Origin of the sequence: Stenotrophomonas maltophilia (genome assembly GCF_001676385.1) — a bacterium.
GTDB lineage: Bacteria > Pseudomonadota > Gammaproteobacteria > Xanthomonadales > Xanthomonadaceae > Stenotrophomonas > Stenotrophomonas maltophilia_J.
Genome location: NZ_LYVJ01000007.1, coordinates 229,168 through 244,146, shown reverse-complemented (window position 1 = coordinate 244,146; position 14,979 = coordinate 229,168). Strand labels below are relative to the sequence as shown.

Sequence of the window (14,979 nt, the reverse complement as noted above, 5' to 3'; positions counted from 1 at the left end):
ACCCTGCAGGCAGGAGGTCGCCGATGTCCCGCATAGCTCCCCGCATCCATACCGACCCGGCGCAGATCGCGCGCCTGGAAGCCCTGCTGCCGCAGCTGGCCGATGAGTACCAGGTGGAATTGACCCTGCTTGACGGCCGTCGCCTGCTCGGCACCGTCGCGGTGAAGCCTACGGTGCAGCAATACCGCAACGAGGCCGGCGATGAAGGCACGAACGGCCAGCTGCGCCTGGATGACTACGACACGCCGGTGCAGCAGCATCATGTCTGGCTGGACGAGATCGCCAGCATCCGGCGGTTGCCACCCAGGGCATCCTGATCCGATGTGGTGCCGAGCCCAGGCTCGGCTGCCGCCCGTGCGCCCGTGCCGTCGCCCGAGCGCGGGCCCGGGCGCTACGGGTGGGTCAATGCTCGAACAAGGTCGGTGTCGCCTCGAACCGGCGCGCGTACGCGCGTTCCTCTGCAACCCTCGCCACCTCTTCGTCGGCCAGGTCCGGCGCGCCGTAGACCGCGTAGGCCACGCTGCCGTCGGCACCACGGCCGATCTGGTGCAGCCGGTAGCGCGAGTGGCCGCCGCCGGTGTCCTCGGGGTAATGCACGGGCGGATGGCTGCCTTCCAGGTCCATTTCGCTGTTGTCGACCACGCCACCGACGAACAAGGCTCGCATGCAGATTCTCCTGGGTCTGCGGGGGAGCCCCTACCCTGAACGTTCCGTTGTTGCTGGCACATCAAGGGCTCGTTCGGGTTTTGCAAAGGGCCTGGGGGGGCGCACCGGACGAGCCGGTACAATGGACGGCCCTCACGCTTGAAGTACCCGCGCCGATGGCCTCCAGCGACGACGCCCCCCTGCAGACCCTGTTCCTGCCGTTCTCCCAAGGCGCCCTGCGTTGGCCGGATGGCCCGGTGGCGTTCCTGCGCGCCCGCGATGGCTGGCCGCTGCGCGAAGTGGCAGGCAGCCGCGAAGTGCATTGCGAGCAGAGCTTTGCCCCGTTCACGCAGCCGTTGCAGCAGGCTGCCGGTTGGACCGTCAGCGGCCAGCTGGATGATGAGGCCGGCAAGGGCCGCTACCCGCTGGTGCTGGTGCTGCCCCCGCGCCAGCGCGAAGAGGCACGCGCGCTGTTTGCCCGTGCGCTGGCCCTGGTTGCCGAAGGCGGGCGCATTGTCGCCTGCCAGTCCAACAACGAAGGCGCGCGCTCCGGCGAGGGCGACCTCAAGCAGCTGGCCGGCCTCGGCGGCAGCCTGACCAAGAACCACTGCCGTGTGTACTGGACCGCACCGATACAGGGCCAGCACGACGGTGATCTGGCCAGGCGCTGGTCGGCGCTGGATGCGGTACGCCCGATCATCGGCGGCCGTTTCCTCAGCCGCCCGGGGGTGTTCGCCTGGGACCGCATTGACCCGGCTTCCGCGCTGCTGGCCGAGCACCTGCCGGCCGATCTGGCCGGGCGTGCCGCCGACCTGGGCGCCGGCTACGGTTACCTGTCACGTGAGCTGCTCGAGCGCTGCCCGAAGATCACGGCGCTGGACCTGTACGAGGCCGAGCAGCGCGCGCTGGCGCTGGCCGAACTGAACCTCGCACCGCCGCCAAGGCCGCTGCCGCTGCGCTTCCTGTGGCAGGACGTCACCGCCGGCATCGAGCCGGGCTACGACGTCATCATCAGCAATCCGCCGTTCCACACACCCTCGCGCGCCGACCGCCCGGACATCGGCCAGCGCTTCATCGCCGTGGCCGCGCAGGCGCTGCGCCCGGGCGGGCGCCTGTACGTGGTCGCCAACCGCCACCTGCCCTACGAGCACACGCTGAACGATCGCTTCGGTGCAGTGCGCGTGATCGCCGAGCGCGACGGTTTCAAGCTGGTGGAAGCGGTGAAGGGGACGGGCCGATGAAGCTGGTCAAGCACATCGCCAACCTGGGCTACGGCAGCCGCAAGCAGGTGCAGTGGATGTTCCGCGAGGGCCGTGTCACCGATGCCGGCGGCGAGGTGCTGTACGCCGATGACCAGGTGCCGCACGACGCCATCCGTGTCGATGGCGAACCGCTCGATCCGCCGCCGGGGCTGGCGATCGCGCTGCACAAGCCGGCCGGTTACACCTGCTCGACCAAGGACACCGGCCGCCTGATCTATGATCTGCTGCCACCGCGCTTCCGCGATCGCGACCCGGTGCTGTCCACGGTCGGCCGCCTTGACCGCGAGACCAGCGGCCTGCTGCTGCTCACCGATGATGGCGGCCTGCTGCACCGGATCATTTCGCCGAAGTCGAAGCTGCCCAAGGTCTACGAAGTGGAGCTGAGCGACGACCTGCGCGGCGACGAGGCGGCGTTGTTCGCCAGTGGCACGCTGATGCTGGAGTCCGAGAAGACCCCCTTGCTGCCGGCTGAACTCGAAGTGCTGGATGCACGCCGCGCACGCCTGGTGCTGCATGAGGGCCGCTACCATCAGGTACGCCGCATGTTCGCCGCGACCGGCAACCACGTGCAGGCCCTGCACCGCAGTCGTATCGGCGGACTGGACCTGCAAGGGCTGGACGAAGGGCAATGGCGGCAGCTTGCTCCCACCGACCTGGATACGCTGTTCGCTCCATGACTGCCATTGCTGCGTTGCCGTTCCTCCCCGATGCCGTCATCTTCGACATGGACGGCCTGATGATCGACAGCGAGCGGGTCTCGCTGGCCTGCTGGAGCCAGGCCGCCGAGGAATTCGGGCTGGGCCTGGACGAAACCTTTTTCGTGCGCATGGTGGGCCTGGGCGACCGCGACAGCCACGCGCTGCTGCGCCAGCGCGGTATCGAGGACGGGATGATCGAGGCCATGGCTGCACGCTGCCATGACCTGTACGAGGCGCGCACGCAGACTGGCCTGCCGTTGCGGCCCGGCATCCTGGAACTGCTGGATCTGCTGGAGGCGCATGCGATACCGCGCGCGGTCGCGACCACCACACGGCAGCCGCGGGCGAACCGCAAGCTGGGAGCGGCGGGCCTGCTGCCGTACTTCGACGCGGTGATCACCAGTGGCGACGTAGCGCGGCCGAAGCCGGCGCCGGACATCTACCTGCTGGCCGCGCAGCGGCTGGGCCAGGCACCGGAGCGCTGCCTGGCGCTGGAGGATTCGCCCGCGGGTACGCGCGCGGCGCTGGCCGCCGGCATGACCGTGATCCAGGTGCCGGACCTGGTGCACCCGGATGAGGAGCTGCGCGCGCTCGGCCATCGCATCGTCGGTTCGCTGGTGGATGCGCACGCGCTGCTGCTGCCGCTGCTGCCGAAGTAAGGTGGGTGCCGACCGCTGGTCGGCACTCTTTACTGGGATGGTAGGTGCCAACCTTGGTTGGCATTGAGCCGAGCATGGCTCGGCTCTACATCCGTGGGTGGGTGCCGACTGTTGGTCGGCATACCTGTCCCCTCACACCCGCCCGAACACCAGTGCAGCGTTGGTGCCGCCGAAGCCGAAGCTGTTGGACATCACCGTATCCAGCGTCTGCTCGCGGCTTTCGCGCAGGATCGGGAAGCCCTCCACCTTCGGGTCCAGTTCGGCGATGTTGGCGGAGCCGGCGACGAAACCATCGCGCATCATCAGCAGGCAGTAGATCGCCTCGTGCACGCTGGCCGCACCCAGTGAATGCCCGGACAGTGCCTTGGTCGACGACAGTGGCGGCACCGCGTCGCCGAATACTTCGCGGATCGCGTTGAGTTCGGTGACATCGCCCAGCGGCGTCGAGGTGCCGTGGGTATTGAGGTAGTCCAGCGGACGATCAACGCCCTGCAGCGCCATCTTCATGCAGCGCACCGCGCCTTCACCGGAGGGGGCGACCATGTCGGCGCCATCGGAGGTCACGCCATAGCCGATCAGCTCGGCATGGATGCGTGCACCGCGGGCGATGGCATGGTCGTAGTCCTCCAGCACCAGCATGCCGCCGCCACCGGCGATGACGAAGCCGTCGCGGTCCTTGTCGTACGGGCGCGAGGCGCTGGCCGGGGTATCGTTGAAGCTGGTCGACAGGGCGCCCATCGCATCGAACATCACGCTCATCGACCAGTGCAGGTCTTCGCCACCACCGGCGAACATGATGTCCTGCGCGCCATGGCGGATCATGTCCGCGGCGGCGCCGATGCAGTGCGCCGAGGTCGCGCAGGCGGCCGACAGCGAGTAGCTGACGCCCTTGATCTGGTAGGCGGTGGCCAGGCAGGCCGAGACCGTCGAGCACATCGTGCGCGGCACCATGTACGGGCCGACCTTGCGCACGCCACGTTCGCGCAGCAGGTCGACCGCACCGACCTGCCATTCGCTGGAGCCGCCGCCGGAACCGGCGATCAGGCCGGTACGCAGGCCGCTGACCTGTTCCGGGCTGAGCCCGGCATCGGCGATCGCATCGCGCATGGCCAGGTAGGCGAAGGCCGCCGCGTCACTCATGAAGCGCTTCTGCTTGCGGTCGATCAGCGCGTCCAGGTCGAGGTCGACGCGGCCACCGATCTGGCTGCGCAGGCCGGCTTCGGCGTGGTCGGCCAGCGCGGTGATGCCCGAGCGCCCCGCGCGCAGCGCGGCTGAAACGGTATCCAGATCATTGCCAAGGCAGGAGGTGATGCCCATGCCGGTGATGACGACGCGACGCATCAGAAGCTCCCGGTTTCGGTGAACAGGCCGACGCGCAGGTCGCGCGCGCTGTAGATTTCGCGGTCATCCACGTACATGCGCGCGTCCGACTGGGCCATCACCAGCTTGCGGTTGATCACGCGGCTGATGTCGATCTCGTAGCGGACGAGTTTCGCTTCCGGCAGCACCTGCCCGGTGAATTTCACTTCGCCACAGCCCAGTGCGCGGCCCTTGCCGGGGGCACCCAGCCAGGTCAGGAAGAAGCCGGTCAGCTGCCACATGGCATCCAGGCCCAGGCAGCCGGGCATCACCGGATCGCCGATGAAGTGGCAGCCGAAGAACCACAGGTCCGGACGGATATCCAGTTCGGCGCGTACCATGCCCTTGCCATGTGGTCCGCCGTCCTCGCGGATGTCAGTGATGCGGTCGAACATCAGCATCGGATCGTTGGGCAAACGGCCGGCGGCGGTGCCGAACAGTTCACCGCGTGCGCTGGCCAGCAGCTGTTCGCGGTTGAACGCGTGGAGACGGGTCATGAAGCACAATCCTGGAAGCGGGGTAAACGGGAAAACAAGTCCTCGAGGATGCCCGTGGAAACTGTGCCGATCAAACATTTCAACCGTACGCAACCGTAGTGTTTTCAAGGGAATACGCGCATCCTGTTGATGTGCAACGACCATACTTCGGCGTGTGGCCTGCCCGGCCCGCTCCTGCCTTTTCCGCCTGACATGACCCGACTGCGCAAGATCATCCACGTTGACATGGACGCGTTCTACGCGTCGGTGGAGCAGCGCGACGATCCGTCACTGCGCGGCAAGCCGGTGGTCGTGGCATGGCGCGGCACACGCTCGGTGGTGTGTGCGGCCTCGTACGAGGCGCGGGTGTTCGGCGTGCGTTCGGCGATGCCCGCGGTGCGCGCCGAGCGCCTGTGCCCGGACGCGATCTTCGTGCCGCCGGACTTCGCGCGTTACAAGGCGGTGTCACAGCAGGTACGCGCGATCTTCCTGCGCCACACCGACCTGGTCGAACCGCTGTCGCTGGACGAGGCCTACCTGGACGTGACCGAGCCGAAGAGTGGCATCGAACTGGCCACCGACATCGCCCGCACCATCCGCGCTCAGATCCGCGAGGAAACCCACCTGACGGCCTCAGCCGGGATCGCGCCGAACAAGTTCCTGGCCAAGATCGCTTCGGACTGGCGCAAGCCGGATGGCCAGTTCGTGATTCCGCCGCAGCGGGTGGATGCGTTCCTGCTGCCGCTGCCGGTGAAACGGGTGCCCGGCGTGGGCAAGGTGATGGAAGGCAAGCTGGCCGCGCGCGGCATCGTCACCTGCGGCGACCTGCGGCAATGGGCATTGACCGATCTGGAAGAGGCGTTCGGCAGCTTCGGGCGCAGCCTGTACAACCGCGCACGCGGTATCGATGAGCGGCCGGTGGAGCCGGACCAGCCGGTGCAGTCGATCTCCTCGGAGGACACCTTCGCCGAAGACCTGTTGCTGGAAGACCTGGGCGAGGCGATCGTGCAACTGGCGGAGAAGACCTGGAATGCCACGCGCAAGACCGAGCGCGTCGGCCACACGGTGGTGCTGAAGCTGAAGACCGCGCAGTTCCGCATCCTCACCCGCAGCTTCACCCCGGAGCGCCCGCCGGAATCGATGGAAGAACTGCGCGACATCGCGCTGGCACTGCGTTCCCGCGTCGACCTGCCGGCGGAGACGCGCTATCGGCTGGTCGGGGTCGGGCTGGGCGGTTTCCGCGAAAAGGAGGCCGTGGTGCAGGGGGAATTGTTCGAGCACGGACCGAGCGATTCCACATCCCTCTGATCGGCAAAGGCGGGGTCAGAGCCCGTTGCGCAGCAACGGGATCCGACCCAGCAGATTGCCGAGATCTGTCGAAGGCGAGGTGGGGCCGGTTGCGGGGGCGTGAGCGCCATGGATGGCGCGACCGAGCCTCCATGGACGGATTCACGGCGTCCCCCGCAACCGGACCCGCCTCGCCATCCCACGGATAGCCTGCTGTTGCTGTTGCTTCGGCTGTTGCTGCTGCCTCTGCGGGTGCAGGGCGCAGCCCTGCAGAAGAAAACTCCCCACTTCATGGCCACTGCATCTCGCCCTTGGCCACCTTCGCACTCAGCTCCAGCGAGGCCACGCCGGCCAGCGTCGGGTAGCGCACCTGCATCGCCTTCACCAGCGCCGCACTGTCCTTGGCCTTTGCTGCCTCGGCGTCGAACGCGCGGATGTAGTCTGCGGTGAAGCGCAGTGCACTGGCATCCAGCGCCGCACCCGGCGCGTAGTGCCCGGGCACCACCACTTTCGGCTTCAGTGCCTGCAATCGCTGCAGGGTCTGCAGCCAGTCAGTGTGCGACTTCGGCGTCTGCGTGTCGGCCATCCACACGTGCTCACCGGCCACCACCGGAATGCCACCGACGATCGCGCGCAGTGACGGCACCCACAGCACCGTGCGGTCCGGGGTCGGGCCATCCAGGCCGATCAGCGGCAGGCGCTGGCCTTCCAGCTGCAGGGCATCGCCGTCCAGTACCTGCGGCACCACGATGCGTGCCGGCACGTCTGCGCCCATCTTCGGTCCCCAGTAGGCCAGCTTGCCGGCCTGGGTCTGCTGGATATGGGCGACGGTCTGCGCGGTGGCGACGATGCGTGCCTGCGGGAACGCGTCGTGCAGCGTGGCCAGGCCGAAGTAGTAATCCGGATCGCCGTGGCTGATGTAGATCGTGGTCAGTTGCTTGCCGCTGGCGTGGATCAGCTCGACCAGCCTGCGCGCGTCGGCGGCGCCGAACTGCGCGTTGACCAGGATCGCGTCGTGGCGGCCTTCGATCAGCACCGAGGACACCGAGAACATCGCCTGCGGGCCGGGGTGGAAGGTCTGCAGGTGCAGCTGTGATCTTGTTGCCTCGGCTGGAGAAGCGACGGCCGGAGCGGCCAGCAGCGGCGCACTGGCGAAGCCGGCGGCCAGGGCGAGGGGAAGCAGCAGGGCAGCAGTACGCATGGGGATTCCTTGTGGGGTACCGAGCTGAGCACGGGCTATGCCGGGCGTCCTTGCGCGGCCCCTGCGGGCCGTCGCAAGCGACGTTGGCAACGGCTCCTGCCGTTGCCTTCGGCTCTCCAGGACAGGCGTATCGATCAATACGCGGCCGTGATGATCTGCTTCGGGTACTGGTGCGCTTCCAGCTCGGCGACGAATGCGGCGCCGTAGTCGGCATAGCTGATGCGGCTGTGCCCGCCGGCATCGGCGAGGAAGGCCTTGGGTTGCACGCGGTACTGGCCACGTTCTTCCCCCGGGCCGATTTCGGCGGCCGGCGAGAAGAAGGTCCAGTCCAGGTGGTCCACGGCCTGGAGGCGATTGAAGGCTTCGCGGTGGGCCAGTGCGTAGGGCTTGTACGCCTCCGGGAAGCTGGGGGTGTCGACCAACTGCACGCCCGGCGCGACTTCCAGGCTGCCGGCACCACCGACCACCACCAGGCGCGGTACGCCGGCCTTGCGTGCTGCGGCAGCCAGCTGCGCGGCCACTTCGCCGACCCGGCCGATGTCGTCGCCCGGGCGCGGGCCGTAGGCGCTGGCCAGCACGTCGTGGCCGGCGATCGCCGCCACCAGGGCGTCGGCGTCATCCAGCGAGGCGATCACCGGGTGGGCGCCGGCCAGTTCGGCCGGAAGGTCCTGCGCGCTGCGCACGATGACGGTGAGCTGGTGGCCGCGGGCCAGCGCGTGGCGGGCGATCTGGCGGCCGATGTTGCCGGTGGAACCGACGAGGGCGATCTTCATGGGAGGACTCCTTGAGGCGGTGTGGGGTGGGAATGCGGCCACTCTAGGCTGCTGCAGTCGCTCGAAAAACAGCGTATAACGCGCTTGTTTGTTGCATGGATCGAGCAGATGGACCGATTGACCGCCATGACCGTCTTCGTCGAGGTGGCCGAGCGCGGCAGCCTGACTGCGGCCGCCGAGGTGCTGGACATGTCACGGGCGATGGTCAGTCGCTACCTGGCCGAGGTCGAGGGGTGGCTGGGTGCGCGCCTGCTGCACCGGACCACACGCCGGGTCAGCCTCACTGGCCCGGGCGAGGCGGCGCTGGCGCGCTTCCGGCAGATGCTGGCGATCGGCGAGGAGCTGCAGGGCGAACTGGCCAGCGACGATCCCGAGCCACATGGCACCTTGCGGGTGACTGCCAGCGTCTCCTTCGGGCAGAGCCATCTGGCACGTGCGGTCGCGGAGTTCGTGAGGCGACATCCAGCAGCCCGCATCGAGCTGCTGCTGGTGGATCGCACGGTGAACCTGGTCGAGGAGCGGGTGGACCTGGCCGTGCGTATCGCCCGCCAGATCGATCCCAGCCTGATCGCGCGGCGACTGGCCACCTGCCGCTCGGTGCTGTGCGCGACGCCCTCCTACCTGCAGGCGCGTGGCACGCCCGGCGCGCCTGAGCACCTGGCCACGCACAACTGCCTCACCCATCATTACGTCGGCAAGAGCCTGTGGCAGCTGCACCGCGATGGCCGCTCGCTGTCGGTGGCCGTCGGCGGCAACATCAGCGCCAATGAAGCGTCGCTGCTGGTGGAAGCGGTGCGTGCGGGGGCCGGCATCGCCATGCTGCCGACCTACCAGGTGGCGCCGCTGCTGCGCAGTGGTGAACTGGTCCAGGTCCTGCCCGCTTACCGCCTGGATGAGCTGGGCATTCATGCCGTATACGCGTCGCGGCGGCAGCAGCCGGCGATCCTGCGCCGGTTCCTGGATTTCCTGGCCGAGTGCTTCGGCAGCCCGGCCTTCCAGGACCTGGACTGGCAGCCGCCAGGCACCGGCGACGCATGACCCCGGGACACGACCCGGCCGCCACCGCACGCTGCCAGCACGCGCCATGCGCCGGATCGCTGAAGGGCGCCGGCGTACAATGGACGGCCCCACGCTGTACAGGTGCTGTACCTTGCCGTATCCCTACCCGCTGGTCGTGTTCGACCTCGATGGCACGCTGGTCGACAGCGCAGCTGATATCGCCGAAGCACTGAACCGCACGCTGGAAGACATCGGCCTGGCGCGCGTGCCGGAAGCCACCGTGCTCGGCTGGATCGGCGACGGCGTGCGACGCCTGGTCGAACAGGCCGTGCATGCCGCCGGGCGCGAGGTCGACCTGGCCGAGGTGATGCCGGTATTCATGGTTCACTATCGCGAATGCCTGTTGCGCAGCCCGCGCCTGTTCGATGGCGTGGCCGACGCACTGGCGCAGCTGCGTGCGCGCAACGTGCCACTGGCGATCTGCACCAACAAGCCCGAAGCCCTGGTGCCGCCGCTGCTGCAGCACCTGGGTATTGGTGATGCGTTTGCGCTGGTACTGGGTGGCGATTCGCTGCCGCAGCGCAAGCCCAGTGGTGAACCGCTACGGCACATCGCCGCGCACTTCGGGTTGCCGGTGGATGCGTGCCTGATGGTCGGCGATTCGCTGACCGACTATCGCGCTGCCGGGGACGCGGGCATGCCGATCGCACTGGTGCGCTATGGCTATCCGCGCGGACTGGATCTGGATGCGGTGCCTGCGGTGGCAGTGATCGACGACCTGCGTGAGTTGCCGGGGTTGGCTGCCGGCGTCCCGGTGTAGAGCCGAGCCCACGCTCGGCTGCTTTGCTGCCTGAGCCGAGCATGGGCTCGGCTCTACGGGAAAGGCGCCGGGCGATGCCCGGCGCTTTCCTTCACTTCGGCTGGTAACGCACGCTCAGCTGGTACTCGCGGCCGGGCTGGTTGAACCATGCCACCGTCTCGTACCTGCGGTCGAACACGTTGGTGGCACGCGCCAGCAGCGACCACGACGGCGTCAGCGCGTACTCGGCGCGCAGGTCCAGCGTGCCGTAGCCGCCGACCGTCACCAGGTTGGCGGCGTCGTCATAGCGCTTGCCCGCACCCTGCACGGTCAAGCCGGCGCGGAAGTCACCGAAGCGGCGGTCGATGTCCACGCGTGCGGTCTGCTGCGCGCGGCGCGGCAGCCAGTTGTCGAACTGGGCACTGCCATCGGTGCGGTTGCGCGGGTCGGTATAGCTCAGCTGCGCATTGATATCGAAACCGGCCAGCAGCACGCCGCCGGTCAGTTCGGCACCCCGGATGCGCGCCTTCTCCACCTGCTGCATCGTGAAGGTGGCCGCATCGTAGGTGATCAGGTCGTCGACGCGGGTCTCGTACACATCCAGGCCCCAATGCCAGCCTTGGCCCTGCTGCGAAATACCGAGGTTGGCGCTCCTGGACTTCTCGGGATCCAGTGTTGGCACGCCGCTCCACGGGTCGTACAGGTCACTGAAGGTCGGCGCCTTGAACGCGGTGCCGTAGCTGGCATTGACGCGCAGGCCGTGGCCCAGTTCCATCGCCCAGCCGAGACTGCCGGTGGCATGGTTGCCGAACTGCTGGTTGTCGTCGTTGCGGGCGCTGGCCTGCAGCTGGTGGCGGCCGAAGCGACCCTGGTACTGCACGAACACGCCGGTATTGCGGCGGCTGTCGACGAGATAGCCGGCGCTGCTGCCGTCCAGGTTGTCCCGGCTCCAGTCCGCGCCGGCACTCAGCAACTGGCCTTCGGCCACGCCGAAGTCGCCCTGCAGCGAAGCGCTGTCGCGGTGGGTCTGCGCGCTGCCGCGTGCGCCGAAATCGCCGAAGTTGTCCGACTCGTTGTCGCTACGGCCGACATTGGCGGTGAACGCCATGTGCTCGGACGGGGTGTAGCGTACCTTGCCGGCCAGCACCTGCTGGCGGGTTTCCGAGTAGTTGTAGTAGCCGTCGTAGTGGTTCCTGCCGTCGGCGCGCAGCGCGCTGCCTTCCACGTTCCACTGGTCGTTGAAGCTGTAGCCGCCGCGCAGGCTCTTGGAGAGGTTGCGGTAGCCGTCGCGATCATGTTCGTCGGCGAAGCAGCCGGTGAACAGCGCTGCGGAGCCGCGGCAGGCATCGATGCCATCGGAATGCTGGTAGGCGATGTCGGCACCGAACCAGCCGCGTTCGGTACCGCCACCAATGCCGCCGCTGGCCTCACGCAAGCCATTGCTGCCGCCGCCGAGCTGGAAGTGCGGCGCGAAATCGCCCTGGTTGCGGCGGGTGAAGATCTGGATCACGCCGCCGATGGCGTCCGCGCCATACAGGCTCGACTGCGGGCCACGCACGATTTCCACGCGCTCGACCTGCGCCAGCGGCAGGTCCTGGTACATGGCCAGGCCGAGATCGGCGCTGTTGATGCGCACGCCGTCGACCAGTACGACGGTGTGGCCCGAGTTGGTGCCGCGCAGGAACAGCGAGCTCTGCTTGCCGAGCCCACCAGCATTGGTCAGGTTGATGCCAGCGCGGCCGCGCAGCAGTTCCTGCAGCGAGGTCGCCTGGCTGGATTCGATCTGCGCGCGGTCGATCACCTGGGCCGGCGCGATGCTGTCCTGCAGGGCGATCGGGGTACGGGTGGCGGTGACCAGGATCTGGTCGAGCGCGGTGGCGTCGTCGGCGGCCTGGGCCAGCGCGGGCAGGGCGGCCAGTACGGCCAGGGACAGCATTCGGGATTGCAGCTTCATGGGGGACTCCAGGTGCCACGCACGCCCGCGTGGCGAAGGGGAGGAGCCGCGAAGGCAGGCATGCGCCGACGCCGCAGCGCAGGCCGCGGTCATCCAGCGCCATGCCCACCGCATCGCGACCTGAGGCTTCCGGGCCGGTCTCCGGGCTCGCCGCCGGGTGGCGCGAGGCCACCGCCCAGGCGCCTTCCCATGCACGCGGCACAGTGGCGGTATTGCCTGGGACTGACGTGCTTACCGTTGCGGGGGCAGCGCCGGCCTGGCGTGTCACCACGCGTCACCGGCTTCCCGTTTCAACCTGCTGGCTGAAGCCGCAGGTCACCTGGAAGTGCGCGCAGTCTACGGCATTGACGGCGCCGCGTAGCATCGATCCAGCAGCGTGGCGGTGGGCGCCGCCGTCCCCAGCCACTAGAATTGCCGCTCGATCCCGTGGTGCCGTTGCCGATGTCCGCCCGTTTTCCGCCGTACCCGCGTTGCCCGCATGGGACCTGCGCATGATCCTCGACCTGGTCCGCCATGCCGGCAACGGCCGCGATGAGTTCCTCGATGGCCGCAGCGATCCGCCGCAGCTGGCCCGCCTGCCGCAGGAACTGGTCGATGCGTACGCCATGCAGGGCTGGGAACGGGTGATCAGCTCGCCCCGCCTGCGCTCGCTGCATACGGCGATGGCCCTGGCCACGCCGCGTGGGCTGGATGTGGAAGCGGACGAAGAATGGGAAGAACTGGACTTCGGCGATTGGGACGGGCAATCACTGTTCGACCTGCCGGAGGATGCATTGGCTGCCTTCCATGCCGATCCGCACGCGTTTCCTCCACCGAACGGTGAAAGCTGGGGCCATTTCGAACGCCGCATCGCCCGCGCGCTGGATCGGTTGCTGGATGACGACGATCCGGTGCCGACCCTGGTGGTCAGCCATGGCGGCCCGCTGCGCATGGTGCTGACGTTGCTGTGTGGACTGCCGATGTCGCTGTGCTGGGCGCTGCGCATCGATCATGGCACGCGCCTGCGGGTGCGGTTGGAGCGAGGAGAGGCGGGCCTGGTGGGCGAGCTGCTGGAACTTCAGCAGCCCTGACCGGACTTTGCAGCGCCGAGCCATGCTCGGCTGGATTTCGATCAGCTTGCGCAGTCGTCAACGAAAGGCCAGCCGAGCGCGGGCTCGGCCCTGCAGGTATGTTCGACCACGACGTCCGCGTGTGGGTGGGACGGGCATGGGTAGCGCCGGGCCATGCCCGGCGGGCGCGTTGCGCAGAGGCCTCAGTCCTCGTCCGCGCGCTCGGCCACGCTGTCTCCAGCGTCGTCGTCGGCATCGAAGCGCTGTTCGTGCACGGGGCCCGAGGCGGGGCCGGCGGCCTTCAGCGGGTGCGCCGTGATCCGCGCTTCGTAGTCCTGCACCAACGCTTCGCGCTGTGGCTCGCTCAGTTCCTGCCAATGGCAGTCCAGCAGCGCGCCTTCCAGTGAATAGAGCAGGTTGAGGCTGGGCTTGAAACCGGCACGCTTGACCTTGACGAAGGCCCCGACGGCGCCAATCGCTACGAGGTCCTCGCGGCTGCGCAGGCCGACCTGGCGCAGCCATGCCGCACTCTTCGGGCCGATGTTGCGCAGCTTCGGGGCGCTCATCCCAGCGCCTCGACGAACACGCGGGCGATGGCTTCCAGGCCGGCCTGATCGTCGGCGTCGAACCGGCCGACCTTCGGGCTGTCGATATCGAACACGCCGATCAGTTCATCGCCGCGCAGCAGCGGCACCACCAGCTCCGAACGCGAGGCCGAATCGCAGGCGATGTGGCCGGGGAAGGCGTCGACGTCCTCCACGCGCTGGGTCACGCGCTGGCTGGCGGCGGCACCGCACACGCCCTTGTCCAGCGGAATGCGCACGCAGGCCGGCAGGCCCTGGAACGGGCCGACCACCAGTTCCCTGCCGTCGTACAGGTAGAAGCCCACCCAGTTCAGGTCGGGCAGGGCGTGGTAGACCAGTGCGGAGAGGTTGGCCGCGTTGGCGATGCGGTCGGACTCGCCGTAGACCAGGCCACGGGCCTGTTCCAGCAGCTGGGCGTATTGTTCCGGCTTGCTGCCGGTGAGCGAGGCATTGGCGAACATGCCTGCAGTCTAGCAAGCACGCCGGGCCGGCGATAATGCACGCTGTGTTGCCCCTTTGGAGCCCATCGATGCCGTTGCCCGCCACGCTGCCCCCCGCGCTGTTCGTTACCGGCACGGACACCGGGATCGGCAAGACCGCCGCCAGCACCGCGCTGCTGCATGCGCTGCGCCGGCGTGGCCTGCGCGCGGTGGGCATGAAGCCGGTGGCCAGCGGCAGCGAGGATCGGGGACAGGGCCTGCGCAACGAGGACGCGCTGGCGCTGCAGGCGGCCAGCTGGCCGGTGCCGGACTATGCCGATCTGAACCCGTATGCGCTGCGGCAGCCGCTGGCGCCGGAGCTGGCCGCGGCCGAGGACGGCGTGCAGGTGGAGCTGGCACCGATCGTGGCCGCGTTCAAGCGCCTGCGCGCGCAGGCCGACATCGTGGTGGTGGAGGGCGTGGGCGGCTGGTTGGCGCCGGTCTCGGCCATGCTGGACCAGCTCGACCTGGTGCGCGCGCTGCAGCTGCCGGTGGTGCTGGTGGTGGGGATGCGGCTGGGCTGCGTCAACCATGCGCGCTTGACCGCACAATCGCTGCATGCCAGCGGCGTGGAGTGCCTGGGCTGGATCGGCAACCACATCGACCCGGGGATGCTGCGCCAGGACGAGAACATCGCCACGCTGCAGCAGCGCCTGCCGATGCCGTGCTTGGGACGACTGCCCCACCTTCCGGGAGCGGAGGGCGAGGGGCTGGCGGCGCACCTGTGCGATTGATCTGCTGCCTGTAGAGCCGAG

At 68.4% G+C, this 14,979-nt stretch carries 17 protein-coding genes and 1 riboswitch; of the genes, 9 read left to right on the top strand and 8 right to left on the bottom strand.

The annotated features are described in order from the left end of the window. Positions 1-23 precede the first annotated feature (23 nt). A complete protein-coding gene (locus A9K58_RS11100; RefSeq protein ID WP_065199414.1) occupies positions 24-317 on the top strand; it encodes a DUF3247 family protein in 294 nt (97 codons plus the stop codon). Positions 318-402: 85 nt separating this feature from the next. Here the strand turns inward: A9K58_RS11100 and A9K58_RS11095 are convergent, their stop codons facing one another. Next, positions 403-666, bottom strand: a complete 264-nt coding sequence (locus tag A9K58_RS11095) for a hypothetical protein (RefSeq protein ID WP_065199413.1) — start codon at positions 664-666, stop codon at positions 403-405. Between the two features lie 155 nt (positions 667-821). Here A9K58_RS11095 and A9K58_RS11090 point away from each other — a divergent pair, with 155 nt between their 5' ends. Genes A9K58_RS11090 through A9K58_RS11080 form a run of 3 tightly spaced genes read left to right on the top strand, consistent with a single transcriptional unit; the run spans position 822 to position 3,264 of the window. Continuing rightward, the gene (locus tag A9K58_RS11090) at positions 822-1,886 is read left to right on the top strand and encodes a class I SAM-dependent methyltransferase (protein WP_065199412.1); all 1,065 of its coding nucleotides are present in this window, start codon (positions 822-824) and stop codon (positions 1,884-1,886) included. Next, the gene (locus A9K58_RS11085) at positions 1,883-2,584 is read left to right on the top strand and encodes a pseudouridine synthase (RefSeq protein WP_065199411.1); all 702 of its coding nucleotides are present in this window, start codon (positions 1,883-1,885) and stop codon (positions 2,582-2,584) included. Before A9K58_RS11090 ends, A9K58_RS11085 begins: the two co-directional genes overlap by 4 nt. After that, complete coding sequence (locus A9K58_RS11080; protein ID WP_065199410.1) at positions 2,581-3,264, top strand: HAD family hydrolase; 684 nt, start codon at positions 2,581-2,583, stop codon at positions 3,262-3,264. The genes A9K58_RS11085 and A9K58_RS11080 overlap by 4 nt, the downstream gene beginning before the upstream one ends. 132 nt (positions 3,265-3,396) lie before the next feature. On the opposite strand, the gene fabB is transcribed toward A9K58_RS11080, so the two are convergent. Next, on the bottom strand, positions 3,397-4,605 hold the full coding sequence (gene fabB / locus A9K58_RS11075) for a beta-ketoacyl-ACP synthase I (RefSeq protein ID WP_065199409.1): 1,209 nt from the start codon (positions 4,603-4,605) through the stop codon (positions 3,397-3,399). Continuing rightward, positions 4,605-5,120, bottom strand: coding sequence for a 3-hydroxyacyl-[acyl-carrier-protein] dehydratase FabA (fabA, locus tag A9K58_RS11070; protein WP_005407930.1), 516 nt, complete (start codon positions 5,118-5,120; stop codon positions 4,605-4,607). Before fabA ends, fabB begins: the two co-directional genes overlap by 1 nt. 192 nt (positions 5,121-5,312) lie before the next feature. Between fabA and dinB the strand changes: the two genes are divergently transcribed. After that, positions 5,313-6,407: a DNA polymerase IV gene (gene dinB, locus A9K58_RS11065; RefSeq protein ID WP_065199454.1), complete on the top strand. Its 1,095-nt coding sequence runs from the start codon at positions 5,313-5,315 to the stop codon at positions 6,405-6,407. A gap of 268 nt (positions 6,408-6,675) precedes the next feature. Here dinB and A9K58_RS11060 read toward each other — a convergent pair whose 3' ends face one another. Beyond that, entirely contained in the window at positions 6,676-7,587 is a 912-nt protein-coding gene (locus A9K58_RS11060) for an MBL fold metallo-hydrolase (protein ID WP_065199408.1), read from the bottom strand. Positions 7,588-7,721: 134 nt separating this feature from the next. Next, positions 7,722-8,360 carry an NAD(P)-dependent oxidoreductase gene (locus A9K58_RS11055; RefSeq protein ID WP_065199407.1) on the bottom strand — a complete coding sequence of 213 codons (639 nt, stop codon included), beginning with the start codon at positions 8,358-8,360 and terminating at the stop codon, positions 7,722-7,724. Between the two features lie 108 nt (positions 8,361-8,468). Here A9K58_RS11055 and A9K58_RS11050 point away from each other — a divergent pair, with 108 nt between their 5' ends. Further along, the gene (locus A9K58_RS11050; protein ID WP_065199406.1) at positions 8,469-9,398 is read left to right on the top strand and encodes a LysR family transcriptional regulator; all 930 of its coding nucleotides are present in this window, start codon (positions 8,469-8,471) and stop codon (positions 9,396-9,398) included. 112 nt (positions 9,399-9,510) lie between these two features. Next, complete coding sequence (gene gph, locus A9K58_RS11045) at positions 9,511-10,179, top strand: phosphoglycolate phosphatase (protein WP_065199405.1); 669 nt, start codon at positions 9,511-9,513, stop codon at positions 10,177-10,179. 91 nt (positions 10,180-10,270) lie between these two features. Here the strand turns inward: gph and btuB are convergent, their stop codons facing one another. Next, on the bottom strand, positions 10,271-12,112 hold the full coding sequence (btuB, locus tag A9K58_RS11040) for a TonB-dependent vitamin B12 receptor (protein WP_065199404.1): 1,842 nt from the start codon (positions 12,110-12,112) through the stop codon (positions 10,271-10,273). 115 nt (positions 12,113-12,227) lie between these two features. Continuing rightward, a riboswitch (cobalamin riboswitch) is annotated at positions 12,228-12,450 on the bottom strand. Between the two features lie 153 nt (positions 12,451-12,603). Between btuB and A9K58_RS11035 the strand changes: the two genes are divergently transcribed. After that, complete coding sequence (locus A9K58_RS11035) at positions 12,604-13,182, top strand: histidine phosphatase family protein (protein ID WP_065199403.1); 579 nt, start codon at positions 12,604-12,606, stop codon at positions 13,180-13,182. A 182-nt stretch (positions 13,183-13,364) separates the two neighbouring features. On the opposite strand, the gene A9K58_RS11030 is transcribed toward A9K58_RS11035, so the two are convergent. After that, the gene (locus A9K58_RS11030; protein ID WP_065199402.1) at positions 13,365-13,727 is read right to left on the bottom strand and encodes a TfoX/Sxy family protein; all 363 of its coding nucleotides are present in this window, start codon (positions 13,725-13,727) and stop codon (positions 13,365-13,367) included. After that, positions 13,724-14,206 carry a GAF domain-containing protein gene (locus A9K58_RS11025; protein ID WP_065199401.1) on the bottom strand — a complete coding sequence of 161 codons (483 nt, stop codon included), beginning with the start codon at positions 14,204-14,206 and terminating at the stop codon, positions 13,724-13,726. Before A9K58_RS11025 ends, A9K58_RS11030 begins: the two co-directional genes overlap by 4 nt. A 68-nt stretch (positions 14,207-14,274) precedes the next feature. Between A9K58_RS11025 and bioD the strand changes: the two genes are divergently transcribed. Then, positions 14,275-14,958: a dethiobiotin synthase gene (gene bioD, locus A9K58_RS11020; protein ID WP_065199400.1), complete on the top strand. Its 684-nt coding sequence runs from the start codon at positions 14,275-14,277 to the stop codon at positions 14,956-14,958. Positions 14,959-14,979: the final 21 nt, after the last annotated feature.